This window comes from Streptodolium elevatio, assembly GCF_053592165.1.
Genome location: NZ_JBSFVE010000032.1, coordinates 38,925 through 62,458, shown reverse-complemented (window position 1 = coordinate 62,458; position 23,534 = coordinate 38,925). Strand labels below are relative to the sequence as shown.

Sequence of the window (23,534 nt, the reverse complement as noted above, 5' to 3'; positions counted from 1 at the left end):
CGCCCTACACTCGGGGGCATGGTCAGGCACGGGGCTCCGGGGGCGGTCGGGCCACGCGGGAGCGGTGCCAGGCCCGGTCGTCCGACGGGCGTGATCACCCGCGGCACCACCAATCCGAACCGGCTGAGGCGGGTCGACCGCTGGATCGCCGCGGAGCACGGGCGCCTGCTGAGCGCGTCGGCGGATCCGCTGGTCGTCGACCTCGGGTACGGCGCCTCGCCCGTCACCACCGTGGAGTTCTGGCGCCGGCTGCGCACGGTTCGCGGCGACGTCGAGATGCTGGGCATCGAGATCGACCCGGCGCGCGTCGAGGCGGCGCTGCCCTACGCGGGCGGCGGACTCTCGTTCATGCGGGGCGGGTTCGAGGTGCCGCTGCCCGACGGCCGGCGGCCGGTGCTGATCCGGGCGTTCAATGTGCTGCGGCAGTACGGCGAGGACGAGGTCGCCGGCGCGTGGTCGGTCATGTGCGGGCGCCTGGCGCCCGACGGGCTGCTGGTCGAGGGCACGTGCGACGAACCGGGGCGGCTGGCCACGTGGGTGGCGGTCGGTGCGGACGCGCGGCCGCGCACGCTGACTCTCGCGGCGCGGCTCGCGACACTCGACCGTCCGTCCGATCTCGCGGAGCGGCTGCCGAAGGCGCTCATCCACCGCAACGTGCCGGGCGAGCGCGTACACGCGTTCCTGACGGCGTTCGACCGGGCGTGGGATCTGCACGCCCCGCTGGCGCCGCTCGGCGCTCGGCAGCGGTGGGCGGCGGCGGTGGGCACGCTCGCCGCGGACTGGCCGGTGCGTACGCCGCGTTCGCGCGTCAGGGGCGGCGAGGTGACGGTCTCGTGGGATGCTGTGGCCCCTGGTGACACGTGCCGAGCCTGTCGGTGACACGTGCCGAACGGGACGGCCAGATCTGACTGTTCGTCACATCAATGTGCCACCCAATGCGGCGGCGGCGCCCTTTTGGGGCCCGAATGCCATCGAACGCTGCGACAGTTCATCCGGATTTCATGGACTTCACCCAATTACGTCCCCTGACGATCGGCAAATCTCCTCTGCCCTTCGCCGCCGGAACGTGCGAGGATCCGACGCTGGAACCGGTTCTCAAGAGCCACCTCCGTCCTCTTGAGAGCCGGTTCCCACCGCATTCACGAAGCCGCGAAGGCGACGTGGGGGAAGCGCAGCCGACTGATCGGAAGGGTCAGCGCATGGCGATTTTGGGGGGCGGGACCGCACGCTGGGCCCGCGCTGCGACCTCATGCGGAGCGGCGCTCCTGTGCACCGCGCTGTTCGTCGGCCAGGCCGGCGCCGCACCCGATCCCGCACCGCCCCAGGCCCCGTTCAGCCTGGCGGCCGTGCAGACGCAACTCCAGGACCTGTACCGGCAGGCCGAGCAGGCCACCGAGCGCTACAACGCCACCAACGAGCGGCGTGCCACCCAGCAGGTCAAGGTCAACGACGTACGCGCGGGCATCGCGTGGACGCAGCAGCAGATCGCGTCGCAGAAGGACGAGATCGGCCGCATCGCGCGCCTGCAGTACACGACACGGGGCGTCGACCCGCTGCTGAACCTCATCCTGACCGCGAACCCCGAGGAATTCCTCGCGCAGGCACCGACGTTCGCGCGCATCAGCCAGACGCAGGCGGAGACCATCGCCCGCCAGAAGCAGGCCGAGCAGCAGCTCAAGAACATGCAGAAGGCGGAGGACGCGCAACTCGCGGAGAACCGCCGGCTGGAGAACGAGTCGCAAAGGGCCCAGGACGACATCAAGGCCAAGGTCTTCGAGGCCGAGACGCTGCTGTCCACCCTGACGCCCGAACAGCTCGTCCAGCTGGAGGAGTTGGAGGCACAGGTCGCCGAGGCCGGCCAGGTGCAGCTGCACCAGTACGGCATACTGACGCGCCCGGACCAGCTCACCACCACGGCCGCGCAGCAGGCGATCACCTTCGCGCTCAGCAAGATCGGACTGCCGTACATCTGGGGCGGCGTCGGCCCCGAGGGCTACGACTGCTCCGGCCTCACGTCGAAGGCGTGGCAGTTCGCGGGCGTCAGGATCCCGCGCACCTCGCAGGAGCAGTGGGCGCGCCTGCCGCGCGTCCCCACCGGCGACATGCGGCCGGGCGACCTCATCGTCTACTACAGCGACGCCAGCCACATCGCGATGTACCTGGGCAACGGCATGATGGTGCACGCCCCGCGGCCGGGCCGGACGGTCACCGTCGCCCCGGCGGGCTCGATGCCGATACTCGGCGTCGTACGCCCCGACGGCGGCGCCGGCGTCGTCCAGGCCCCCGCGGTCCCGAACGTACCCAAGCCGCCGAAGCCGACGCCGCCGCCTGGTACTCCTCCGCCGCCCGGCACCACACCGCCGGGCACGACGCCGCCGCCGGGCACGACCCCTCCGGGGACCACGCCTCCGGGCACCACCCCGCCGCCGGTCACGACGCCCCCGCCCACCACACCGGGCACCGGGACACCCACGAACCCCGGCACGGGTACGCCCACCGACAAGCCGACCACGGGCACCCCGGGCAACACCGGTTCCCCGAACCCGACCCCGACCGGGACACCGGCGACCACGCCGCCCGCGACGCAGCCCAGCACGACGGAACCGGAGAACTCGTCGCCGCAGTCGGCGACATCGTCCGGCGGGACCTGACCGGGGCTGGCCTGCACCTGGCCGGACTTGCCGGGCGACCGGGCTGCCGCACCGGCACCCGCACCGACGCGCGAAGGCCGGGACACCCTGAGGTGTCCCGGCCTTCGGCGTGGTATTCGGATGCGTCGGGGCCGTCGGTTCGTCGGGCGCTACCGCACCCGCGTCGCGGCGCCGCCGTCACCAGGGGCCGTACGGTCCCTGCTGCCCGCCGCGGCGGCCGCCGACCTCCTTGAGCGCGGGGCGTACGTCGACCATGTAGACGATCGCGGCGATCAGTCCGGCGATCGACAGGATGCCGTCGAGGCGGGCGAAGAAGAAGTCCCAGACCACCGCGATGGCCAGCACGGCCACCCAGAAGACCTTCTTCAGCTTGTTCGCCGCGCGGTACGCGTCCTCGCGCCGCGTCAGCGCGTCCACCAGGCAGAACGCCTTGAAGACCATCAGCGCCATCGCCACCAGGTACGTCACGCTGCCGAAGGTGGCCAGCAACGCACCGGCGGCCAGCGTCTGATCCGGCATCGCTCCTCCTCCTGTGCGCCCAGTCGCGCCCCTCCGGACTGCCGCCGTGACGGAAACGGTTCACCGGCCACGGCACTAGCAGTCTCGCATGCGCGATCGCCGAGCGGGACTCATGACATCCAGGTCGTCCGCACCCCGGCGTCGGGCGCCCGGGTCCGTGCGCAACGGGCCCGTGACGCGACGGACCCCGGGCACCCGCTCTCGGCGGGCACCCGGGGTCCGTGCACGACCCGCGGGACTACTCGGCGGGCGAGACGGTCTTCTTCGCCGCGGGGCGCGGCTTGGCCGGGGCCGGCTTCGGCTTGGCGGCGACCGGCTTGGGCTCCGGCTTCGCCTCGGCCTTGGCGGCCGCGGCCTTCTCCTCGACCTTGCCCGCGACCGCGGCCTTGGCACCCCGGGCCTCGGCCCTGACCTCGGTCTCGACCTCGGACTCCTTCTTGGCGATCTTGTCGACGACCTTGTGGCCGCGCGCGGCCAGGTCCTCGTAGAACTCCTTCAGCTTGTCCGCGTATTCGCCGGCCTTGCCGACCTGGGTCTCGACCTCGGTCCTGGCCTTGCCGTACTGCGACTTCGCGAAGTCCTGGGCCTTGCCCGGCAGGGTGCCGGCGTCCTTGATCGTCGCGCTGACCTTCTCCTGCACGTCCGCGGCGGTCGTCGAGACGCGGGTGCGGATCACCTTCGGGTCGGTCGGCACCTCGAACTTGGGCACCTCGAACTTCGGCGGCTCGAACGTGATGCCGGAGAACTTCTCCGGCACCTCGCGGATCTTCTCCACCGCGAGGTCACCGGCACCCACGAACGCGTAGAACGGCGTGGCGTCGGTGAGGCTCTTCCTGATGTCCGTGGCGTTCGCCATGATTTTTCCTCACTCCCCGGAATCGAGGGTGTCGTGAAGCGCCCGGACCGTCGTGGACGGTGCGTCGGACGCGGCGTCGGATGATGCGGCAGATCGTGCGGCGGATGCGGCGGCGGCTCGGGGCTCCGAGTCCGGGTCGGATATGGAAGACCCCTTGGGCGCCCGGCCGTTCGCGGAAGGCACCGGCACGTCCGCGGCGGCCACCGCCTCGGCGGCGGCCTCGGCGCCGGCGTTCTCCTTGCGGAACGCCTCGTAGATCTCCAGCAGCACGCGCTTCTGCCGCTCGTTGATCGTCGTGTCGGAGAGGATCGCGGTCTGCACCTCGCGAGCCCCCTCGGGGCGTTCCTCGAGGATCCCGGCCTGGACGTACAGCGTCTCCGCGGAAATCCGCAACGCCTTGGCGATCTGCTGCAGGATCTCGGCACTCGGCCGGCGCAGCCCGCGCTCGATCTGACTCAAGTACGGGTTCGACACGCCGGCGGCATCCGCCAACTGCCGCAACGAGTACTGCGCGTTGCGGCGCTGCTCCCGGATGTACTCGCCGAGAGACCCCACGTTGAGACTGGCCATGCCCTCAACCATGCCGCCTCATGCTAACTATTGCAAGCAAAGCGCTTGCGAAAGTTACTTCACGCCCCCGTCACACAACCGCCGGGCGGGGGGTCGTTGGGCGACAGGGTTACCTGGTGAGGTGGGCTGTGGCGGCTAGGCGGGTCAGTTTGTGGGGGTTGCGGACCACGTAGATGTGGGTGACGAGGCCGTCTTCGACCACGAGGCTCACCGCGGACGGTTCGCCGTCGATGTCGATGCGGCCGGCGGGGGCGCCGTTGAGCCACAGGGCCGTCGTCTCGATCAGGGCCAGCCGGTTGGCGCGCGCGAGGATCGTCGCGACGGTTTCGAGGCCGCGGATCGGGGTGAGGGCCGCGTTCACGACGCCGCCGCCGTCGGTGATCATGACCACGTCAGGCGCCATGACCTCCATGAGTTCCTGCAGCCGGCCGGTCTGCAGTGCGTGGAGGAAGCGGTCCACGACCTTGCGCTGCTCGGTGCGGCTCACCTGGACGCGGGGCTGCCGGGCCGCCACGTGACCGCGGGCGCGGCGGGCGATCTGGCGTACCGCGGCAGAGGACTTGCCGACGGACTCGGCGATCTCGTCGTACGGCAGGTCGAAGACCTCGCGCAGCACGAACACCGCCCGCTCGGTGGGCCCGAGCGTCTCCAGCACGGTGAGCATCGCGATCGAGACGCTCTCCGCGAGCTCGACGTCCTCCGCGACGTCCGGGCTGGTCAGCAGCGGCTCGGGCAGCCACTCGCCGACGTAGTCCTCGCGGCTGCGGGACAGCGTCCGCAGGCGGTTGAGCGACTGGCGGGTGACGATCCGGACGAGGTACGCGCGGGGGTCGCGTACCTCGTCGCGGTCCGCGTCGGCCCACCGCAGCCACGACTCCTGGAGGACGTCCTCGGCGTCGGCGGCCGAGCCGAGCATCTCGTAGGCGACCGTGAAGAGCAGGCTGCGGTGGGCGACAAACGGGTCGTCGGTCATGCGGTCGACGCTACGCCGGGCGTCTCGGCTCGGGTTGCCAGGGGTATCCCGCAGGCGTCGGAGAAGCCCTGCGACCTGATCCCGTGCGCCGTGTTGTTCCTGGTCGCCATGTTGACGAAGGCGATGTACGCGGTGAGTTCCACCATCGCCGCCGCGCCGAGCCGGTCGAGCAGGCTCGCGTGCAGTTCGTCGGTGACGGTCGGCGGCGTGTTGGTCATGGCCTCGGCGTACTCCAGCACTTCCCGCTCCAGGACCGTGAAGTCCGCCGACTCGCGCCAGCGCGGCACCTGGCTCGCCTTCGCCGGGTCCAGGTTCTGGTTCAGCGCCTGGAAGTAGCCGACGTCGAGACACCAGGCGCAGCCGACCTGGGCGGCGACCGCCATGTGGGCGTACGACTTGAGGCTCTCGTCGGCCGCGTCCCACGCCGCCAACTTGGCCGAGAACTCCAGGTTGGACATGGCCACGGCCGGGTTGTGCCACACCACTTCGACGGGTTCCGCGACCTGGCCCAGCTGGCCGACCATGTTCTCGCGAAGCTCGGTGGGAAGCTCCGCCTTCGGGACTCGCAGCACCATGGTGTCCTCCTCGGGACTGTCTCTTCGGACCGGGTCTTTCGTCGGCGTCTGCCGATCTGACATGAAGACACCGGCCGGCCCGCGCGTGTGACACCCGTGGAGGAACCTCGCTCATGTGTCGACCGCGCCCGGGGGTCCGGGCGCGGTCGAGAGCGGTGCTTGCGTCGGTCGTGTGCGGGTCAGCGGCGGGCGCTGCGGAGGCCGCCGAAGGTGGTGAGCAGGGCGAGGAAGGCCGCGACGACGGAGACGACGAAGGCGGCCTTGTAGCCGGCGAGGAGGTCGGAGGGGGACTCGGACTGGGTGACGGCGACGTTGACGGCCGTGGCGACGGCCAGGCCGAGCGCCGAGCCGAACTGGAAGGACGTGTTGAACAGGCCGCCCGCGAGGCCCTGTTCGGCCTCGTCGATGCCGTCGGTCGCGGCGATGGTGAGCGGGCCGTACGCGAGGGCGAAGGCCATGCCGAGCAGCAGCATCGCGGGGAGCATGACGGCGTACGCGGTGTCCGTGCCCACCGTCAGGAAGAACGCGTAGGCGCCGAGGGCCGCGGTGAACCCGGTGGCGATCACCTTCGCGTTGCCGAACCGCGCCACCAGGCGCGGCGTCAGGACCGGCGCCACGATGGCGTCGATGCCGATCGCGATCATCGCGAGACCGGTCTCCAGGGCGCTCCAGCCGCGCAGGTGCTGGAGGTACTGCACCAGCATGAACTGGAATCCGACGAACGAGCCGGAGAACGCGATGGCGCCGATGTTGGCGCGGATGAGCGGTGCCGAGCGCAGGATGCCGAGGCGGACCAGCGGCGACGAGGAGCGGCGCTCGACGGCGACGAAGACGGAGAGGGCGAGGAGTCCGGCGACGCCGGTCAGGACGGTCCACTTGACGTCGACGTCGGGGGCGCGGACCACGGTGGTGACGAGCAGCAGCATGGCACCGGTGATGGTGACGGCACCGGTGACGTCGAACCCGCTTGTGCGGGCCGGGCGTTCCTCGCGCGGGAGGAGGCGGGCGGCGGTGACCAGGATCAGCGCGGCGAGGATGACCGGCGCAAAGAAGACCCAGCGCCAGTGGATCGCGGTCAGGAGTCCGCCGACCACCAGGCCGAGGGAGAAGCCGGCCGCGGCGATGCCGGCGTACACGAGCAGCGCCTTGTTGCGCTGCGGGCCCTCGGCGAAGGAGGTGGTGATGATCGAGAGCCCGGCGGGGGTCATGAAGGCGGCGGCAAGGCCGGTGACGAAGCGCGACAGGATCAGCATCCAGCCGCTGTCCGCGAAACCGCCGAGGCCGGAGAAGAGCAGGAAGACGGTCAGCCAGAAGAGGAACATGCGGCGGCGGCCGAGCAGGTCGGCGGCGCGTCCGCCGAGCAGCATGAAGCCGCCGTAGCCGAGGACGTACGCACTGACCACCCACTGCAGGGACGCGGTGGACATGCCGAGGTCGGACTGGATCGCGGGCAGGGCGACGCCCATCATCGCGACGTCGATGCCCTCCAGGAAGATCGCGCCGGACAGGACGAGGAGGATGCCCCAGGCCCGTGGACTCAGGCCGACGTCGGGTTTTGCGGCCGACGTGGCGGTGGCGTGGTCCGGAGAGGGCGGTGCGGTGGAGAGCGCGGACATGGCATGGCTCCTCGGGTGCGCGGACGGCAGGGGACGGGCACACGGCGCCCGGTCCCGGGCGAGCCCGAGTCGGTTACCTCTTGTGCCTGAAGGAATCTTCGGGAACCATGGGCTGACATGGAAGAAGGCACTTACAAGTCACCCGGTCACTGCGAAGGAACCGACCGCGACTACGACGCCCTTCAGTGGGACACACGGGAGGACTGCGAGGTACGCCAGATCCTCGACCGCGTCGCCGACAAGTGGTCGCTGCTCGTCATCGCGCTGCTGGACCGGCACACGCTGCGCTTCACGGAGCTGCGCCGCAAGATCGACGGCATCAGCCAGCGCATGCTGACGGTGACGCTGCGGCAGTTGGAGCGCGACGGGCTCGTCGAGCGCACGGTGTACCCGGTCGTGCCGCCGCGCGTCGAGTACGCGCTGACACCGCTGGGCGCGACGCTGCACGACACCATCCAGGCGCTGGTGACGTGGACCGAGGGGCACCAGAACGAGATCGCGGCGGCGCGGGCGGCGTACGACGCGCGCGAGGCGGCGGAGGCGCGGGCCCGGCCTCAGGAACATACGCGGGTCTGAGGAGCGGTCTGACCGACGGTCTCAAGAACGGGCCGACGTGCGCGGGCCCTGCCGTACCCACGCCGCCCTTGCGCGCCCTCAGAACGCCGCGCGGACAGCCCCCACCGGCCGACCGCCACCGGTCAGTTCGACCTCGGCGATCTCGTCGAGCACGGCGGCGTCGACACCCATGCGACGCAGCGCCCGGGCCACGATCGGCCCGAGCGTACGCACCGAGCCGTCCTCGACCTTGAACGCCAGCGCGCGCCCGTCCGCGAGCGCGATGCCCTGCACAGCTTCCGCACCCATCTTCGCGACCAGCCCCGGAACGCCGCGCATGAGCAGCGTGTCCACTCGGCCGGTGCCCGCGACGTACTCGGGGTGCGCCCGCATCGCCGACGCGACGCGCTGCTGAGGCGTCCCGGTGCACGCGACCACCATCGAGCGGAACAGCCGTGCGAGTCCGGTCAGGCTCACCGCCGGCACCGGCGCACCGCAGCCGTCGACGCCCAGGTGCGCGATGCGCTCGTCGGCCAGTTCCTCGATCGTCCGCAGCACGAGCTGTTGCAGCGGGTGCACGGGGTCGAGGTATGTCTCGGTGTCCCAGCCGTTGGCGACGCATGCGGCCAGCCACGCGGCGTGCTTGCCGGAGCAGTTCATCACCAGCGGGTCGGGACGGCCGCCGGAGCGCAGGTAGTCCTCGTACGCCCGTTCGCCCAGCGGCGGTTGCGGCGGCGTGTGCAGCGCGGACGGGTCGAGGCCCGCCCCGGCCAGGATCTTGCGTACCCCGTCCAGGTGGAAGGGTTCACCCGAATGGCTCGCGGCGGCCAGCGCCAGCAGCTCGCCGTCGAGGTCCAGCCCCGCCCGCAGCGCGGCGGCGGCCTGCGCGGGCTTGGTCGACGAGCGCGGGAACACCGGGCGCGTGACATCCCCCAGGGCGAAGGCGACCGAGCCGTCCGCGTCCAGGGCGACCAGAGCGCCCCGGTGCCGCCCCTCGACGAAGCCCGAGCGGACGACCTCGGCCAGGACCGGCGGGGCTTCCGGCGTCGCCGGCGCTGAGCCCGGTATTGCCCCGGAGGACGCCCCGGACACTGCCCCGGGTATCGCGGGCAACGAAGGGTCCTGCGGCTGGACGGACATAGGCGTGTTCCTCGGCATACGACTGGTGAAGGCGCGCACGCAAGGCGGCCGCCCGGGATTCCGGCCGGGGTCGCCGCCACCCGCTCCGCACCGCCCATCAGCGCCCGGAGAGCAGGTCGTCGACCCTGGCCTCCCCTTCACGGTACCTGCGGGCGATCTCCGCGCCGCAATGGTCCATCTCGCGCTGGAGTTCCAGGCGCCGCGCGGAGACCTCCTGCTCGTAGCCCGACAGGTCCTCCAGCGCGGTGCGGAGTTCGGCATCGCTGCGTGCCGCGAGATCCGACAGTTCGACGTCGGCGAGCATGCGCTCGATCCGGACCCGGTACCGCTCGGTGCGCGGCGGATGGACCGTGACGTGACGTGCCCCGCGGGCGGGGCCGGTGTGCCTGGACAGGATCTCCGACAACTTCTCCATCACCGGCGCCGGACCGGGGCCACCTGCCGGGGCCGCCGCCGGGTCCTGCCGCCGCAGCAATTCGGCGCGCACGATGTCGATCCGGCCTTGCAGCAGGCGACGCAGGTACGACAGGTCGCTCTCCTCCCGCTGGGCCTCGCGGCGCCGACCGCGCACGGCGTCGAGACCGAGGGCGCGTACCGGGTCGGGCGCCGGGTCCGGGACGGCGGCAGGGGCGTCGCCGGAGTGTGCCGCCGACGCTCCGGGATCCGAAGCGGGGTTCGGCGCCGGGTCCGGGGCGGTGGCGTGTTCGGGCGCGAGGGCCGTGGCCGGAGCCGCGGAGGGGGCGGGCGAAACGGCCTTTCGGGCTGCCTCGTCCCGCGCGGACGGCTTCAGCGGATCTGCCATGGCACGCATCGTGCCACGGCAGCCGGGATGGTGCGTGCCGTACAGGGACGAATCGCCCCGGACGGGTCGCACCCGCACCGCGTCCGGGGGAACCGCCCTCGATCGCCCGACGCTCGGGATAAGAACGGCCCGCGTGCCCGCTGTTGAGCTAGATGTCGATGACGAGCTAGATGTCGATGACGAGTGTGATCGGCCCGTCGTTGACGAGTGCGACGCGCATGTCCGCACCGAAGACGCCGGTCTCCACGTGTGCGCCCAGCGCCCGGAGTTCGGCGACGACCGCGTTCACCATGGGCTCGGCGACCTCGCCGGGCGCCGCCGCGTTCCAGGTGGGGCGCCGTCCCTTGCGGGCGTCGCCGTACAGCGTGAACTGGCTGATCACCAGGAGCGGGGCGGACAGGTCGGAGCACGACTTCTCGCCGTCCAGGATCCGCAGGCTCCACAGCTTCGCGGCCAGGCGTTTGGCGTGCTCGGCGGTGTCGTCGTGCGTGACGCCGACGAGCACGCACAGGCCGGGGCCGAGGATCGACCCGACGGTCTCCCCGCCCACGGTCACGGACGCTTCCGACACACGCTGGACGACTGCTCGCATGCGGCCATTGTGACGCCCCGGACGTCCGGCCCGGCAAACGCCCCCGGCGGCCGCGGTCAGGGGCCGTCAGGGGGCCGTCAGGGCAGCCTGCGGCGGTTGATGTTGCGGATGCGGCGGCGCTGCGAGCGGTCGAGCGTGAGGTACGCGACGACCGGGATCCCGAGGATCGCCGCGAAGACGACCCACGCCAGCCAGCCCGGAATGACCCACAGGGCGATGATCGCCACGACGATTCCGGCGGCGATGTACGGGCCGCGGTTGGACATGTCGTACCCCCTCGAAATGGCCTCGTACCGCCATTGTCCGCCCGCGGCGGCGCAACCGACATGGGGATACCCCCCGGTCGCGCCGGAACCCGGTCAGGCCGAGACGACGACCTCCTGGGAGGCGGGCACGCCATCGGCGGTCAGCACCGCGTCCACCGCCGTGTTCCGCTTCACCAGGGCCAGCGCGATCGTGCCGAGCTCGTGGTGCCGGGCGGAGCTGGTCACGAAACCGATCTGCCGACCGTCGAGTTCCACCGGGGCGCCGTGGGCCGGGAGCTTCTCCTCGGTGCCGTCCAGGTGCAGGAACACCAGGCGGCGCGGGGGCCGTCCGAGGTTGTGCACGCGCGCGACCGTCTCCTGGCCGCGGTAGCAGCCCTTGTTGAGGTGCACAGCAGTGCCGATCCAGCCCAGCTCGTGGACGATCGTGCGGTGGTCGGTCTCGTTGCCCACCCGCGGGCGGTACGCCGCGACGCGCAGCGCCTCGTACGCCCACATACCCGCCGGATCGGCGTGCGCGGCACCGTACTCGGCGAGGCGCTCACGCGGCAGGAACAGCTCGCGGCCCTCCTCCGTCGCGCGCACGACGACGCCCTCGCCCGCGGACGTGTCGCCGTCCGGTTCGGTGCGCGGCTCGAAGACCACCGCGTACGTCTCGGTCAGGTCCTCGACCTCGACGCGCAGCAGGAAGCGCATGCGGTCGAGGAAGGTGACGAGCGCGGGGGCGGTGCCGGGCTCGACGTGCGCCCAGAGAGCCTCGCCGTCGTCGACGACGTACATCGCGTGCTCGATGTGGCCGTTCGGGCTCAGGACGAGGGTGACGGTCGCGTCGCCCGGCTTGAGGTCGGTGAGGTGCTGCGTGGTCAGCGAGTGCAGCCACGACAGGCGGTCCGGGCCGGAGACGCGGACGACGCCGCGGTTCGACAGGTCGACGAACCCCCGGCCCTCCGCAAGCCTGCGTTGTTCGCGCAGAGGGTCGCCGTAGTGCGCGGCGACGCCTTCGTCCGGCGCCTCGGCGGCGACGGCACCGGGCAGGGACAGCAGAGGGCTGGTGACGGTCATGCCGTCCAGCTTAGGTACCTCGCGCGGAAGTCGACGGGGAGGTGGTCCCGTTGCCGACGCCGTCGCCGGCCCTGCTGCCCGCCCCGGCGCCCGTCCGGTCGCCGTCCGTCGGGCCTGGCTCCTCACCACGACGGGCCTCGGGGCCGTCCTCCGCGGCGCTCTCGGCGGCACGGACCCGCACGCAGTCCCCGCAGCGGCCGAAAATCGCGAAGTGCTGGAGGTCGATGTCGAAGCCGTGGCGCGACTCCACGGTGGCCGCGAGCGGCGCGGCGAGGCCCGGCTCGACCTCGGTGACGCCCCCGCAGTCCCGGCACACCAGGTGCAGGTGATTGCTGTGCCCGGCGGGGTGGTACGTCGGGGCGCCGTGCCCGAGATGCGTGTGCTTCACCAGCTCAAGGTGCTCGAGGAGTTCGAGCGTGCGGTACACGGTCGAGATGTTGATGCCGCTGGCGGTCTTGTGGATCTCCGTCAGGATCTCGTCCGGCGTCGCGTGCCCGAGGGTCGTCACCGCCTCCAGCACGAGCTGGCGCTGTGGCGTCAGCCGGTAGCCCTTGTCCCGTAGCTCGCGCTTCCAGTCGGTGGTCACCGGCCAATTCTAGGTCGCCTCACGACTTGGCGGATTCCCACGTGGCAGTGTCCTCGCCGGGACACAATGCCCCACGTGGACGACGAACAGTCCCGGGTGGGGGCACCATCGGACGGCACGTCCGGCGACGGACGTGCGCAGCCGCACGCCGAGTCGCCGGGCGCGGCGCAGGGCGAAGCTTGGCGCGGGTCGGAGCGCGGTTCGGGGAGCGAGTCGGAGGGCGCGTCGCAGGAGGGGTCGACGCGGGCCGAACGTCGCGCCCGGGCACGTGCCGAACGCGAGCGACAACAGATAGCCGACGGCATCAGCAACGTGCACGGCCTCGGGCTGCGCATCCTGGACGACGGCAGCATCGACGAGCGTACGGCCGCCCGCCGCGGTGGCGGCGTCGACGACGACGGGGTGGACGGCGACGCGGGCTCGGGAGCGGGCTCCGGCGGAGGCAACGGGGACGGGGACGGGGACGGGGACGACGGGAGCGACGTCCCGGCCGTGCCGCCCGACCGGCGCAAGTTCCGGCGGCGCCGACGTACCCGGGCCGTCCTGATCTCGATGCTCGTGATGATGCTGTCGCTGGTCCTGGTGGCGGCGGTCGGCGTGTGGTGGTTCATCGACCACTACGCCGGCAAGGTGGACCGCATCGAAAACGCCTTCCCGAACGTCCCGATCGCCGAGCAACCGCCGCGCGGCAAGGGCCTGAACTTCGTCCTCGTCGGACTCGACTCGCGCTCCGACATGCCGACCACCGGGCGCGACGCCAAGGCCCCACTGTGGCAGGAGGGTGCGCAGCGCAGCGACGCGACGATGCTGCTGCACCTGTCGGCGGACCGGACCCAGGCGTACATCGTCTCGATCCCCCGCGACTCGTGGGTGACGGTCCCGGGGCGCGGCGACGCCAAGATCAACGCGGCCTTCTCGTGGGGCGGCCCGCCGCTGCTCATCGACACCGTGCAGCGGCTGACGGATGTGCGCGTCGACCACTTCGCGGCCATCGACTGGGAGGGCTTCAAGAAACTCACCGACGCACTCGGCGGCGTGGACATCGTGGTGGACGAGGAGATCCCGCCGGGCGAGGACGGCCGCGCCTGGACGGTCGGCAAGCACCACATGAACGGTGCCGAGGCGCTGGCGTACGTACGCGAGCGCAAGGGCCTGCCGCGCGGCGACCTCGACCGGGTCGAGCGGCAGCAGGAGTTCATGCGGGCGGTCATGCAGAAGCTGTTGTCCGGCGGCCTGCTGGACGACCCGCTCGACCTGCCGGACCTGCTCGACGCGCTGACCGGCTCGATCAGCGTCGACGACCGGATGTCCAACAGCGACCTGCGCGACCTGGTGTGGGGAATGCGCAAACTGCGCGGCGACGACGTCAGGTTCATGACCGCGCCGGTCTCGGAGCTGACGAACATCGCCGGACAGGACGCGGTGGTGCTCGCCCCCGAGCAGTCGCAGTTCCTCTGGGAGAACCTGCGCGCCGACACGATGGACGTCTACCTGCGGCGCTATCCGAACGCGGAGACGCCGAAGACGGTCGGGTAGCGCGGTGAGCGCCGTGGGCCGCGATCAGTGGTCGGCGGCGCGAGCCTGCCGGCCGCGCACATGCGGTCGGCAGGCCCCGGTACGGCCCGGCTCGGTCGGACTGCCGGGCGTACCCGGTCTGTTCGTCCTACTCGGCGGCGATCTCCGTGTCGACGCGCTTGAGTTGCGCGGACACGTGGGCCTGGAGGGGTTGCCCCATCGCAGCCATGTCGTACGCGTACATCAGCTCGCCCTTGACCAGGCCGTAGAGCCGGTGGCCCGCGGTGTACTCCTTGGCGTCGACCGTGCGCGCCACGACATCCGTGCGGATCTCGACGCGGCCGTTGTCGGTCTCGCCCAACCAGATCTCGACGATGCCGGTCGGATGAGCGAGGGTCACCTCGACGCTGCCGTCGAGCTTCGACTTCCAGTACCCGGTCTCGGTGGCGAGCGGGCGCACCCGGTTGCCGTCGTCGTCCAGCAGCCACGTCCGCGACGTGTAGGCCAGGAACGGCCTGCCGTCCTGCGTGAAGGTCACCTGCTGGCCGTAGCGGAACGCCTCGATCGTCGGGTAGTCGCCGACGCCGGCGCCTTCCCAGGTGCCGAGCAGAAAGGCGAGCGGGACGACGTCGGGGTGCATGTCGTCCGGAATTTCGATCATGTCATCCGGCCTGGTACGGGAACAGTGTCGGCGCCCGAGCCTACCGGGTGGATCAGCTCTGGCCCTTGTAGAGCTTGGAGACGGTGAGCGCCGCGAACCAGGCGACCATGATGCCGACGACGACCAGCATCACGATGAAGAACGTGTGCACCTTGCTGCTCCTTGGGCGAGTGCCGCGCGTCGTGCCGCGAACCAGGCTGAATCCGCGATCAGTGTACGGGCGCGGGGGGTGCCGGAACCGCCCAGGGTGGCGTACGACACGGCCGTGGGACGGGCGCCGGCCGCCGGGCGCACTACCGTGAGCCGGATGAAGCGGAGTCTTGTGGTGAAGGTGACGGCAGGCCTGGACGCGCCCGAGCGGTGCTCGCAGGCGTTCACCGTCGCGGCCGTGGCGGTGGCCGGCGGCGTCGAGGTGTCCCTGTGGCTGACCGGCGAGTCGGCGTGGTTCGCGCTGCCCGGCCGTGCCGCGGAGTTCACCCTCCCGGAGGCCGCGCCGCTGACCGACCTGCTGGAGGCGGTCCTCGCGGGCGGCCGCGTGACTGTGTGCACTCAGTGCGCGGCGCGGCGGGAGATCACCGGCGACGACGTGATCCCGGGCGTGCGGATCGCGGGCGCGCAGGTGTTCGTGCAGGAGGCGATGGCCGACGACGCGCAGGCGCTCGTGTACTGACGTCCACACGTGCTGGCGTGCGCGCGTACTGGCGTGCACGTGTGTACCGACGTCCGCGCGTACCGACGTCCACGCGGACCTACTCGTCGAACCACTTCTCCCCCGGGTCGCGGCGATTGGCGACGATCGCCGCGAACGGCGGGATCACCATGGCCACGACGCTCATCGCCACGGCTGCCGGCACCGAGACAAAACGGATCACCGCCCATGCGAGCACGAACAATGTCAGGCAGGTGCCCATGAGCGCGAAGTAGAGCCTGCGGCGCCGACGCACCCTTCCACCGTACGTCCGGGGCGGCGAAAAGCCCCGTCCCGCCGCGACGGCCGGCGGCCTGCCGTCAGTGGCTGATGCCCGACAGGTTGAGGCCCACGACGCCCGCCAGGATCAGCGCGATCGAGACGAGCTTGAGGACCGACGAGGATTCGCCGTACAGGAAGATGCCCATGATCGCGGTGCCCGCGGCGCCGATGCCGGTCCACACGGCGTACGCCGGCCCGACGTCGAGTGTCTTGAGCGACAGCGTCAACAGGCCGAAGCTGCTGATGGCGCACAGCGCGAACCCGATCGTGGGCCACAGCTTGGTGAACCCGTCGCTGGCTTTGAGCAGCAGCGCGAACCCGGTCTCCAGAACCCCCGCGACGATGACGAGCAGCCAAGCCATCAGCGCCTCCCCTCCCCCTCGCGGACGCGACCGTCCGTCGGTCGGTTGCGTGCGCGATCATGAATCGTTTCTGCGGACGATGGGTTAGTCACAACGGCGATCTTGCCCGAGACCCGGCGTGCTCACACGGACGGGTATGCGCAAGGGCGGTGCCCCTCGCCCTTTCGGGGGAGGGGCACCGCCCTTGCGCGAACGCCCGGATGGGACAGGCACCGTGGGTGTACGTCCGAAGGAGACCCGTGCCACCGTCGTCCGCGCCGCCTTGCGACGGGCGTCGACCGCCGAGCGCCGGAGCGTCCGGGACGTCGAAGCGTCCGAACCTCGGAGCGTGGTCGGAGCGTCAGACCGCGATCTCGACCTCGGCGACGCCGCCCTTCTCGGCGACGACCGCACGGTCCACGGTCGCGCCGGGGACCAGCGCACGCACGGTCCAGGTGCCCGGGGCCGCGAAGAACCGGAACTGGCCGCTCGCGGAGGTGGGGACCTCCGCGGTGAAGTCGCCGCCCGCGTCCAGGAGACGCACGTAGCCGTTTATCGGCTGTCCGCCCTTGGTCACGGAACCCTGGATGATCGTCTCGTTCGCCACGTCTACTCCTGCCAGATCCGGCCCGCCGGCCTTAGCGCCGCACATGTCGTAACTCCTTGCCTTATATGCGCTGAGCGCTTACTTGCCGGAACCGAGCTCGATCGGCACGCCGACGAGCGCGCCGTACTCGGTCCAGGAACCGTCGTAGTTGCGGACGTTGGCCTGGTCGAGCAGCTCGTGCAGCACGAACCAGGTGTGCGCCGAGCGCTCGCCGATGCGGCAGTACGCGATGGTGTCCTTGGACAGGTCGACACCCTCGCCCTCGTAGAGGGCCTTGAGCTCCTCGTCGGACTTGAAGGTGCCGTCGTCGTTGGCGGCCTTCGACCACGGGATGTTCTTCGCGGTCGGGACGTGGCCGGCCTTCTGCGACTGCTCCTGCGGCAGGTGCGCGGGGGCGAGCAGCTTGCCGGAGAACTCGTCGGGCGAGCGCACGTCGACCAGGTTGGTGGTGCCGATCGCCGCGAGGACGTCGTCGCGCCAGGCGCGGATCGACTTGTCCTGCTCCTGGGCGACGTAGGTGGTCGCCGGGCGCTCGACGACCTCGACGACCAGCTCGCGGGAGTCGAGCTCCCACTTCTTGCGGCCGCCGTCGAGGAGCTTGACGTCGCCGTGGCCGTAGAGCTTGAAGTACCAGTAGGCGTAGGACGCGAACCAGTTGTTGTTGCCGCCGTAGAGGACCACGGTGTCGTCGTTGGCGATGCCCTTGGCGGACAGGAGCGCGCCGAACGCCTCCTGGTCCACGAAGTCGCGCTTGACCGGGTCCTGGAGGTCCTTGCGCCAGTCGATGCGGACCGCGCCGCGGATGTGGTTCTTCTCGTACGCGGCGGTGTCCTCGTCGACCTCGACCAGGACGACCTTCGGGTTGTCGAGGTTGGCCTCGACCCAGGCGGCGTCTACCAGGACGTCGGAACGGCTCATGGGGTGTCTACCTCCGGTGTGTGGGCACGCCGCACGGAGGCGGCAGGCCACGAGACTGGGCACTGCACGGGCAGAAAAAGTCGGGGGATGCGCTTCGTCGACGCGCGGCGGCGGCCTTCACCGTCCGGCTCCGGGGCCCGCCACCCGCACGGGTCGGGGGTCCTGGTCCGGTGGCGCGGTCGGCCGCTCCGGTGCTCTCCGGGGCTGGCCGCGGCTCCGCGGGTGCGCCGCCGTGTCCTCGGTCGGGCATGCGGATGCATGGCTCGCGAGTCGCGGGCGGGCTTTGCGGGCCGCCGGTCACATGGTCGCGGTCGTACGCGGAAACTCGTCGAGTCCGCCGGTCGCCGACCTGTGTGCCCGGGTGCGCGTCAGCGCAGGCAACACAGGCAGGTTGCGGTGCGGCACAGGTCCACTGCGCGCCGCTTGGTGAGGTCTGCCTGTCGCTTCACGTTCCCGATCGTAGGGACGTATGACCGGCAATGTCATGCCCGTGTCATATATCGAGACGCAAATGCCCGGATGGTGAGATGCGACGTCGGGCCACGGGGGTCTTTGTCATGGTTTCCTGCGGTCTGACGCTCAACAAAGTCTCGTCCTTGCCGACGACCGTGATCCGGAAGCTCACGATCTCGTCGGGCGGGATGCTCGTCGCGCCGGGCACGGTCAGCGTGCCTCCCGGGCCGCCGTAGCCGCCCTCCGGCACCACCCACGACGACGCGGTCTCCTGGCGCCCGCGGGTGCCGTAGACGTCGAGCTGGCACCGGGTTCCCGCGGGGACGCCGGACAACATGAGGTCGATGCCGGTGCCGTACGTCGCCGGGCGGTAGTCCAGCGTCATCGCGGCCCCCGACGCCGCATCGGAGGCCTTGACCGTGCGCTGGTCGGCCGGCGGCCGGGAAGGCCCGGGCGGTGTCGTCGGGACGGGCGAGGGCGGTATGGCACTGGCCGTTCCGGCGGCGGTCGGCGAGCCGCCGTCCTCGGCCCCGAGCGCCCAGCCGAGCGTGCCGGTCAGGATCGCCAGCGCGGCCGCGGCGGCGAGCAGGACGTGGCGCGTGCGCTTCTCCCGGTGCACGCGTTCCGCGGCCGTGGTGAAGACGCGCGCGGGCGGCAGCTCGTCGGCGGCCCCGCTCGCCTCCGCCTCGGCCGGGGTGAGGCGGGCCAGGAAGCCCGGCAGTACGGCGAGTTCCTCGTACGCGGCGCGGCACTCGGGACAGACGGCGACATGCGCGCGGACCCACTGCGCCTCGCTGTCGCTGAGCGCGCCGAGGACGTACGCGCCGAGGTCGAGGCGCAGGGCGGCGCAGATCTGCTTCGCGGGGTCGTCGGTGTCCGCGCTGTCGGCATCCGTGCTGTCGGCATCCGTGCTGTCGGCGTCGGTACGTCCAGAGCGCGAGCTGCCGGAGTGCGAGCTGCCGGAGTCCGCACTGTGGGACGCGAGTTCGTCTGCCGAGACGGCGGAGGCCTTGGCGAGCACGGGGGCAGCCGCGGGCGCCGCGGGTGGCTTGGGGCGTAGCCACGGGTTGTCGGGGCGCTCGGCCTCGCCGGGCTTCTCGGTCGCTTCGGTCGCCTCGGTCGCCGGCGCCGCCTCGGCCGGTTCGCGCGTGCCTGGCTCTCCGTCGTCCGCGGCTGCGGGCACCGGCGGCGCATGGGCGGGGCGGGGTGGGACCGGCGGGGTGGTCGGACGCGGCGGCACGGCAGGGCGTTCGGGGACGGCGCCGGACGTACGGTCGGCGTCGGCCTCGGCGCGACCGGCGGCGCCGGCACCTTCGGACGCCCCCTCGTCCGGAGCCTCAGCCGGAGCCTCAGGCGGCAACGGGGCGGGGAACGCGGGCGGTTCGGCGTCCGCGTCCGACAAGGCGGGCGCGGGCCTGCGCCGGTCGGGCCTGGCCGTTGCCGGGCGAGGTACGTCGGGCACGCCGCGCTCGTCGGGCCCGCCGCGCTCCTCGGGCATACCGGGCTCGTCGACACCCCTCACGGCACCAACCCCCGTTCCTCCAAGGCGACGCGCAGTGCGCGCAGTGCGTAGTACGTCCGCGATTTGACGGTGCCTTCCGGCACCCCGAGCACTTTGGCGGCCTCGGCGACCGACCTGCCTCGGTAGTACGTCTCCAGTAACACCGCCCTGTGCTCCGGAGTGAGCGCCCCCAGTGCTTCGGCCACTTCCCACGACAGCAAGGCCCTGTCGAACTCGTCCTCGGCGCGCTCGTCGGCAACCGACAGCAGCGGAGCGTCGCCGGTTTCCGGCGGCCGCGCGCGTCGTGCCCGGCTGCCGTCTATGACGAGGTTGCGGGCGACCGTGCACAGCCATCCGCGGATGGGTCCGCGCGCGGGATCCAGCGCCTCCGGATGCCGCCAGGCACGCAGCAACGTCTCCTGCACGACGTCTTCGGCCCACAGGCGGTCGCCGTCGGTGAGCCGAAGCGTGTAACCGAGCAGCGGTCCGGCGTGTTCCAGGTAGAGCGCGCGGATGACCGCTTCGTCCGCCGTGGGCAGGGGAGCTGACGTCGTGTCAGGGGTTCGCTCCGGGACGGAAGGGGCCACTATCGGCGCGAGCCCGCGCGCGGCGGCCGACACCCCGTCACCGGCGGAAGACACGTCCGCCGGCCGGGCGACGACATCGCTTTTGCCGGTCACATCCCCTTCACGCGCGGGGGAATGCGCCGGTTCATCGCTTCCCCCCGCCCCGCCCCGGCGGCGTTTCCACGGCATGCGACGAATCCTGCCGTGATCTTTGCCGCACCACCAGAGGGAAGCCCCGCAGAGCGGCCGCCGATCTGATCAAGGCGGAGTGCTGCGGGGAGCCTTGCGAGTGCCGCGCATCAGCCCGGCTTCGCGCCACAAGCTCCACGGACCAGAGCCGCAGCCGGCACCGCGCCTCAGCCCGGCACCGCATCAGCCCAGCGCCGCGCGTCAGCCCAACGCCGCCCGGCCTAGGAGGTAGACGGCGGGCGCGGCCAGCGCAAGCGGCAGGGCGACTCCCGCGGTGAAGTGCACGAACTTCGACGGGTGGTCGTACCCCGCGGTACGGCGACCCAGCAGGCCCATCACACCCGCTCCCACCCCCAGGGCCACGGCGGTGCCCCCGACGTTCAGGACCGACCCGGCGACCAAGCCGGCGACCGCCGCGGCGGCGAGGCCGAGGGCGGCGCCCAGCGGGCCGGGGAGCGGCATCGCGGCGGGAAGCACGGCTACGGCGACGGCGGCGGCGCCGACCACGACGAGCGCGCCGTCCCGTACGTCCGGGCTCTCCACCCGGGCGGCCAGCACGAACAGCACGTCCAGGACCGTCAGAAGCGCGGCAGACGCAGTGACCGTGAGAGCGGGGAGCAACTCCGGGCGGCCGTCCCGGCGCGCGAGTTGCTGGAGCAGTACGACGCCGAGCACGGCGGCCAGAATGCCCGGCAGTATGCCGAGCGCGTCGTCGCCGGCCTTCAACACAGCCACGTCCGCCGCGAAGCCGGCGAGGATTGCGAGCGCGATCCCCTGACGCGCCGGCCACATGCCGTGCAGTCGGAACCACCCTGCGGCCGTGACGACTTGCAGGACGGCGACACTTACGACAATGGCGGGTCCGCCGACGAGCGCGCCGACGACGAGAGCGCCCGCCAAGCCCGAGGTGAGTAGCGCGGGGAGCAGTCCAGGGGGATGCCAGATAGGCACGCGGCGGGCCGCGCGCTCGGCCGCCTGCCGCCCGGGGGCGGGTACCTCCGCGTAGTCGTCCCGCTTGCCCCGCCTGCCCCGCCCGCTCGTCTCACCCCGCTCGTCCCGAGCGTCGAACGGCGCAGGGGCGTCCAGAACATCCGAATCACCGAAGCCCGCACGCGCGTCGAACTCGGCACCGACTTCGACCATGACGCCGCCGTCGTATCCGTCCGCGCCGTCGAACTCGGCGTCCCTGTCGAACTCGGCGGCCCCGTCGAACGTGTCGAACCCTTCGAGCCGCCGGTCGCCCCCGGCCTGCTCCTCGTACGGCGCATAGGCGACGGGCGCGGGGTGGCCGTACGCCGACTCCTCCCCGCCACCGGGCGCGTAGGGCACGTACAACTCCGCGGCGAACGCCTCGCCGGCGTACGGCTCCCCCGCATACGGCTCCGCTGCCGCCTCGTACTGCTGCTGCTCATAGGCCTGGGCATATTGCTGCGGGAAACCGCCGCTGTCGTACTGCTGCGTGTCGTATTGCTGCGTGTCGTATCGCTGCGAGCCGGGGCGGGCGTCCGGCAGCGTCGGCACCTGCTGCGGATGTCCCTCGTAGTCATAGCCCGCCGCCGCGTAGCCGTCGCCGGATCCACCGCCCGAATAGCCGTCGGGGTAAGCGTCGGCCGCATATCCGCCCTCGACAGCGCTGCCGACGTAGCCCTCCGCGTAGCCGTCCGCCGCCACGTAGCCGTCGACCGCCGCGTGGCCGTCCGCGTACTGCCCGGGATGCGCCCCGTCCGCCCAGCCGTCGAATTCCTGCCGTGCGTGCTGCCCGTGCTGCCCCTGGGGCGTCCCGCTCATCCGCCGGCGAAGGGCGGCAGGACCTCGACGGTTCCGCCCTCGGTCAGGAGCACCGAGCCGTGGTCGCGCTTGCCGACCGGGTTGCCGTCCACGACGAACGAGCAGTTCCCGACCACCGGGACGAAGCGCGGCGAACCCGCGTGGCGCTCGCGTGCCGCGCGCAGCGCGTCGGCGAGCGTGTCCGCGTCGTACACCTCCTCGGCTGTGCCCGCGGCCTCCTTGGCCGCGGCCCAGTACCGCATCGTGCCGACCGCCATCGCGCCCACTTCCGTTCACAACTCTCCCGCGCCGCGTAGGCCGCGGCGGACACCAGAGTGCCCCATCATCGCGCCCGCGCACGCCTCGTCCGCACGCCGCCGCCTATCCGGGGATCCGCCCGTTCACCCACGCGCCGATGCGTTTGACCAGTTCGGGGCCCACGGCGTTCTCCGCATGGCCGAGTCCGGGCTCGATCCACAATTCCCTCGGTTCACGCGCCGCGGCGTACAGCTGTTCGGCGTGGTCCACCGGAAAGTACGCGTCGCGGTCGCCGTGCACGATCAGGAGCGGCACCGGCGACAGGCGCCCGACCAGGTCTTTGGGAGCCTGCGGGATCGGATTCCAGCGTCGCGGCGAGACGCGCGTCTTGAGGACCGTTCGGGTGACGAGTCGTCCGACCGGGTGATTGATGGCCAAATGAATCCGGCGCATTGGCGGCGTACCCCGGTAGTACCAGCGCGAGGGGGCGCTCACCGCGACGACCGCGTCCACTCCCCCGTGCAGCGCGGCGTGCCGCACCACGACCGAGCCGCCCATCGAGAAGCCGACCGTGGTCACCCTCCGATAGCCCATTTGGCGGGCCCAGGCGACCGCCGCGTCCAAGTCGAGAACCTCGCGGTCCCCCATGGTCGCGTGACCGCCGGAGGCCCCGTGGCCGCGGAAGTCGAAGCCGATGACGCCGCCGTACGCCCGCAGCACGTCCATCACCGCCGCGACACGCGGCCTGCGCCACGATCCGGTGAATCCGTGCGCCACCACGAAGGCCAGATCCCGGGCGCTGTCCGGATGGTGGACGGCGCTGATGCGTACGCCATCGGCGCTGATCAGCACATCGTGACGAACCGAGTGCGCATGCGTGGCGGTATTCGTCCGCGATACGGGACGATCGCCGTCTCCATCGGAAAGCGGTGCCATGTCGGCTATCCTGACTCGCGAGTCCACTGGGGTGGAAACGGCCGGGTTGATTTCCGGCCGGGCTGGAAGGTGACGACCTGATGTCTCCGGAC

28 protein-coding genes are annotated in these 23,534 nt (G+C 71.7%); 5 read left to right on the top strand and 23 right to left on the bottom strand.

Annotated elements, in window-relative coordinates:
* Nucleotides 1-18: 18 nt before the first annotated feature.
* A complete protein-coding gene (locus ACWD12_RS37145; protein ID WP_450103302.1) occupies nt 19-879 on the top strand; it encodes a class I SAM-dependent methyltransferase in 861 nt (286 codons plus the stop codon).
* Nucleotides 880-1,199: 320 nt separating this feature from the next.
* A complete protein-coding gene (locus ACWD12_RS37140) occupies nt 1,200-2,651 on the top strand; it encodes an NlpC/P60 family protein (RefSeq protein WP_450103301.1) in 1,452 nt (483 codons plus the stop codon).
* 177 nt (nt 2,652-2,828) lie between these two features.
* On the opposite strand, the gene ACWD12_RS37135 is transcribed toward ACWD12_RS37140, so the two are convergent.
* The 6 genes from ACWD12_RS37135 to ACWD12_RS37110 form a co-directional block, all read right to left on the bottom strand.
* Entirely contained in the window at nt 2,829-3,170 is a 342-nt protein-coding gene (locus tag ACWD12_RS37135) for a DUF2516 family protein (RefSeq protein WP_358351980.1), read from the bottom strand.
* A gap of 238 nt (nt 3,171-3,408) precedes the next feature.
* Entirely contained in the window at nt 3,409-4,026 is a 618-nt protein-coding gene (locus ACWD12_RS37130) for a hypothetical protein (RefSeq protein WP_450103300.1), read from the bottom strand.
* Between the two features lie 9 nt (nt 4,027-4,035).
* A complete protein-coding gene (locus tag ACWD12_RS37125; RefSeq protein WP_450103299.1) occupies nt 4,036-4,596 on the bottom strand; it encodes a helix-turn-helix domain-containing protein in 561 nt (186 codons plus the stop codon).
* A 109-nt stretch (nt 4,597-4,705) separates the two neighbouring features.
* Nucleotides 4,706-5,569: an RNA polymerase sigma-70 factor gene (locus ACWD12_RS37120; RefSeq protein ID WP_450103298.1), complete on the bottom strand. Its 864-nt coding sequence runs from the start codon at nt 5,567-5,569 to the stop codon at nt 4,706-4,708.
* The gene (locus ACWD12_RS37115) at nt 5,566-6,144 is read right to left on the bottom strand and encodes a carboxymuconolactone decarboxylase family protein (protein ID WP_450103297.1); all 579 of its coding nucleotides are present in this window, start codon (nt 6,142-6,144) and stop codon (nt 5,566-5,568) included. The genes ACWD12_RS37120 and ACWD12_RS37115 overlap by 4 nt, the downstream gene beginning before the upstream one ends.
* Before the next feature lie 179 nt (nt 6,145-6,323).
* Entirely contained in the window at nt 6,324-7,685 is a 1,362-nt protein-coding gene (locus ACWD12_RS37110; protein WP_450103307.1) for an MFS transporter, read from the bottom strand.
* A 192-nt stretch (nt 7,686-7,877) separates the two neighbouring features.
* Between ACWD12_RS37110 and ACWD12_RS37105 the strand changes: the two genes are divergently transcribed.
* Entirely contained in the window at nt 7,878-8,336 is a 459-nt protein-coding gene (locus tag ACWD12_RS37105; RefSeq protein WP_450103296.1) for a winged helix-turn-helix transcriptional regulator, read from the top strand.
* 78 nt (nt 8,337-8,414) lie between these two features.
* Here ACWD12_RS37105 and ACWD12_RS37100 read toward each other — a convergent pair whose 3' ends face one another.
* The 6 genes from ACWD12_RS37100 to ACWD12_RS37075 form a co-directional block, all read right to left on the bottom strand.
* Nucleotides 8,415-9,455 (bottom strand): asparaginase, encoded by a 1,041-nt coding sequence (locus tag ACWD12_RS37100; protein WP_450103295.1) that lies wholly within the window; start codon nt 9,453-9,455, stop codon nt 8,415-8,417.
* 97 nt (nt 9,456-9,552) lie between these two features.
* Nucleotides 9,553-10,257, bottom strand: a complete 705-nt coding sequence (locus ACWD12_RS37095) for an RsiG family protein (RefSeq protein WP_450103294.1) — start codon at nt 10,255-10,257, stop codon at nt 9,553-9,555.
* 166 nt (nt 10,258-10,423) lie between these two features.
* The gene (gene dtd / locus ACWD12_RS37090) at nt 10,424-10,849 is read right to left on the bottom strand and encodes a D-aminoacyl-tRNA deacylase (RefSeq protein WP_450103293.1); all 426 of its coding nucleotides are present in this window, start codon (nt 10,847-10,849) and stop codon (nt 10,424-10,426) included.
* A 77-nt stretch (nt 10,850-10,926) separates the two neighbouring features.
* Nucleotides 10,927-11,115: a hypothetical protein gene (locus ACWD12_RS37085; RefSeq protein WP_358352002.1), complete on the bottom strand. Its 189-nt coding sequence runs from the start codon at nt 11,113-11,115 to the stop codon at nt 10,927-10,929.
* A 93-nt stretch (nt 11,116-11,208) separates the two neighbouring features.
* Entirely contained in the window at nt 11,209-12,174 is a 966-nt protein-coding gene (gene ygfZ / locus ACWD12_RS37080; RefSeq protein ID WP_450103292.1) for a CAF17-like 4Fe-4S cluster assembly/insertion protein YgfZ, read from the bottom strand.
* Nucleotides 12,175-12,184: 10 nt separating this feature from the next.
* On the bottom strand, nt 12,185-12,760 hold the full coding sequence (locus ACWD12_RS37075; protein ID WP_450103291.1) for a Fur family transcriptional regulator: 576 nt from the start codon (nt 12,758-12,760) through the stop codon (nt 12,185-12,187).
* A gap of 75 nt (nt 12,761-12,835) precedes the next feature.
* Here ACWD12_RS37075 and ACWD12_RS37070 point away from each other — a divergent pair, with 75 nt between their 5' ends.
* Nucleotides 12,836-14,296: an LCP family protein gene (locus ACWD12_RS37070; protein WP_450103290.1), complete on the top strand. Its 1,461-nt coding sequence runs from the start codon at nt 12,836-12,838 to the stop codon at nt 14,294-14,296.
* A 127-nt stretch (nt 14,297-14,423) separates the two neighbouring features.
* Here the strand turns inward: ACWD12_RS37070 and ACWD12_RS37065 are convergent, their stop codons facing one another.
* Nucleotides 14,424-14,936 (bottom strand): FABP family protein, encoded by a 513-nt coding sequence (locus ACWD12_RS37065; protein ID WP_358352012.1) that lies wholly within the window; start codon nt 14,934-14,936, stop codon nt 14,424-14,426.
* A 307-nt stretch (nt 14,937-15,243) separates the two neighbouring features.
* On the opposite strand from ACWD12_RS37065, the gene ACWD12_RS37060 reads away from it, so the two are divergent.
* Nucleotides 15,244-15,606 carry a DsrE family protein gene (locus ACWD12_RS37060; protein ID WP_358352014.1) on the top strand — a complete coding sequence of 121 codons (363 nt, stop codon included), beginning with the start codon at nt 15,244-15,246 and terminating at the stop codon, nt 15,604-15,606.
* A 79-nt stretch (nt 15,607-15,685) separates the two neighbouring features.
* Here ACWD12_RS37060 and ACWD12_RS37055 read toward each other — a convergent pair whose 3' ends face one another.
* The 10 genes from ACWD12_RS37055 to ACWD12_RS37010 form a co-directional block, all read right to left on the bottom strand.
* Nucleotides 15,686-15,880: a DUF3099 domain-containing protein gene (locus tag ACWD12_RS37055; protein WP_358352015.1), complete on the bottom strand. Its 195-nt coding sequence runs from the start codon at nt 15,878-15,880 to the stop codon at nt 15,686-15,688.
* A gap of 64 nt (nt 15,881-15,944) precedes the next feature.
* On the bottom strand, nt 15,945-16,268 hold the full coding sequence (locus tag ACWD12_RS37050; protein ID WP_358352018.1) for a DMT family transporter: 324 nt from the start codon (nt 16,266-16,268) through the stop codon (nt 15,945-15,947).
* A gap of 340 nt (nt 16,269-16,608) precedes the next feature.
* Complete coding sequence (locus ACWD12_RS37045) at nt 16,609-16,899, bottom strand: DUF1416 domain-containing protein (RefSeq protein ID WP_358352021.1); 291 nt, start codon at nt 16,897-16,899, stop codon at nt 16,609-16,611.
* A 33-nt stretch (nt 16,900-16,932) separates the two neighbouring features.
* A complete protein-coding gene (locus tag ACWD12_RS37040) occupies nt 16,933-17,772 on the bottom strand; it encodes a sulfurtransferase (protein ID WP_358352023.1) in 840 nt (279 codons plus the stop codon).
* Nucleotides 17,773-18,140: 368 nt separating this feature from the next.
* Complete coding sequence (locus ACWD12_RS37035) at nt 18,141-18,221, bottom strand: putative leader peptide (RefSeq protein ID WP_358352153.1); 81 nt, start codon at nt 18,219-18,221, stop codon at nt 18,141-18,143.
* 44 nt (nt 18,222-18,265) lie between these two features.
* Nucleotides 18,266-19,747, bottom strand: coding sequence for an anti-sigma factor family protein (locus tag ACWD12_RS37030; protein ID WP_450103289.1), 1,482 nt, complete (start codon nt 19,745-19,747; stop codon nt 18,266-18,268).
* On the bottom strand, nt 19,744-20,313 hold the full coding sequence (locus ACWD12_RS37025; protein ID WP_435839019.1) for a sigma-70 family RNA polymerase sigma factor: 570 nt from the start codon (nt 20,311-20,313) through the stop codon (nt 19,744-19,746). The genes ACWD12_RS37030 and ACWD12_RS37025 overlap by 4 nt, the downstream gene beginning before the upstream one ends.
* Nucleotides 20,314-20,682: 369 nt before the next feature.
* Nucleotides 20,683-22,269 (bottom strand): hypothetical protein, encoded by a 1,587-nt coding sequence (locus ACWD12_RS37020; protein WP_450103288.1) that lies wholly within the window; start codon nt 22,267-22,269, stop codon nt 20,683-20,685.
* Nucleotides 22,266-22,526 (bottom strand): MoaD/ThiS family protein, encoded by a 261-nt coding sequence (locus ACWD12_RS37015; protein WP_358352031.1) that lies wholly within the window; start codon nt 22,524-22,526, stop codon nt 22,266-22,268. Before ACWD12_RS37015 ends, ACWD12_RS37020 begins: the two co-directional genes overlap by 4 nt.
* A gap of 103 nt (nt 22,527-22,629) precedes the next feature.
* Nucleotides 22,630-23,358 carry an alpha/beta hydrolase gene (locus tag ACWD12_RS37010; RefSeq protein ID WP_450103287.1) on the bottom strand — a complete coding sequence of 243 codons (729 nt, stop codon included), beginning with the start codon at nt 23,356-23,358 and terminating at the stop codon, nt 22,630-22,632.
* Nucleotides 23,359-23,534: the final 176 nt, after the last annotated feature.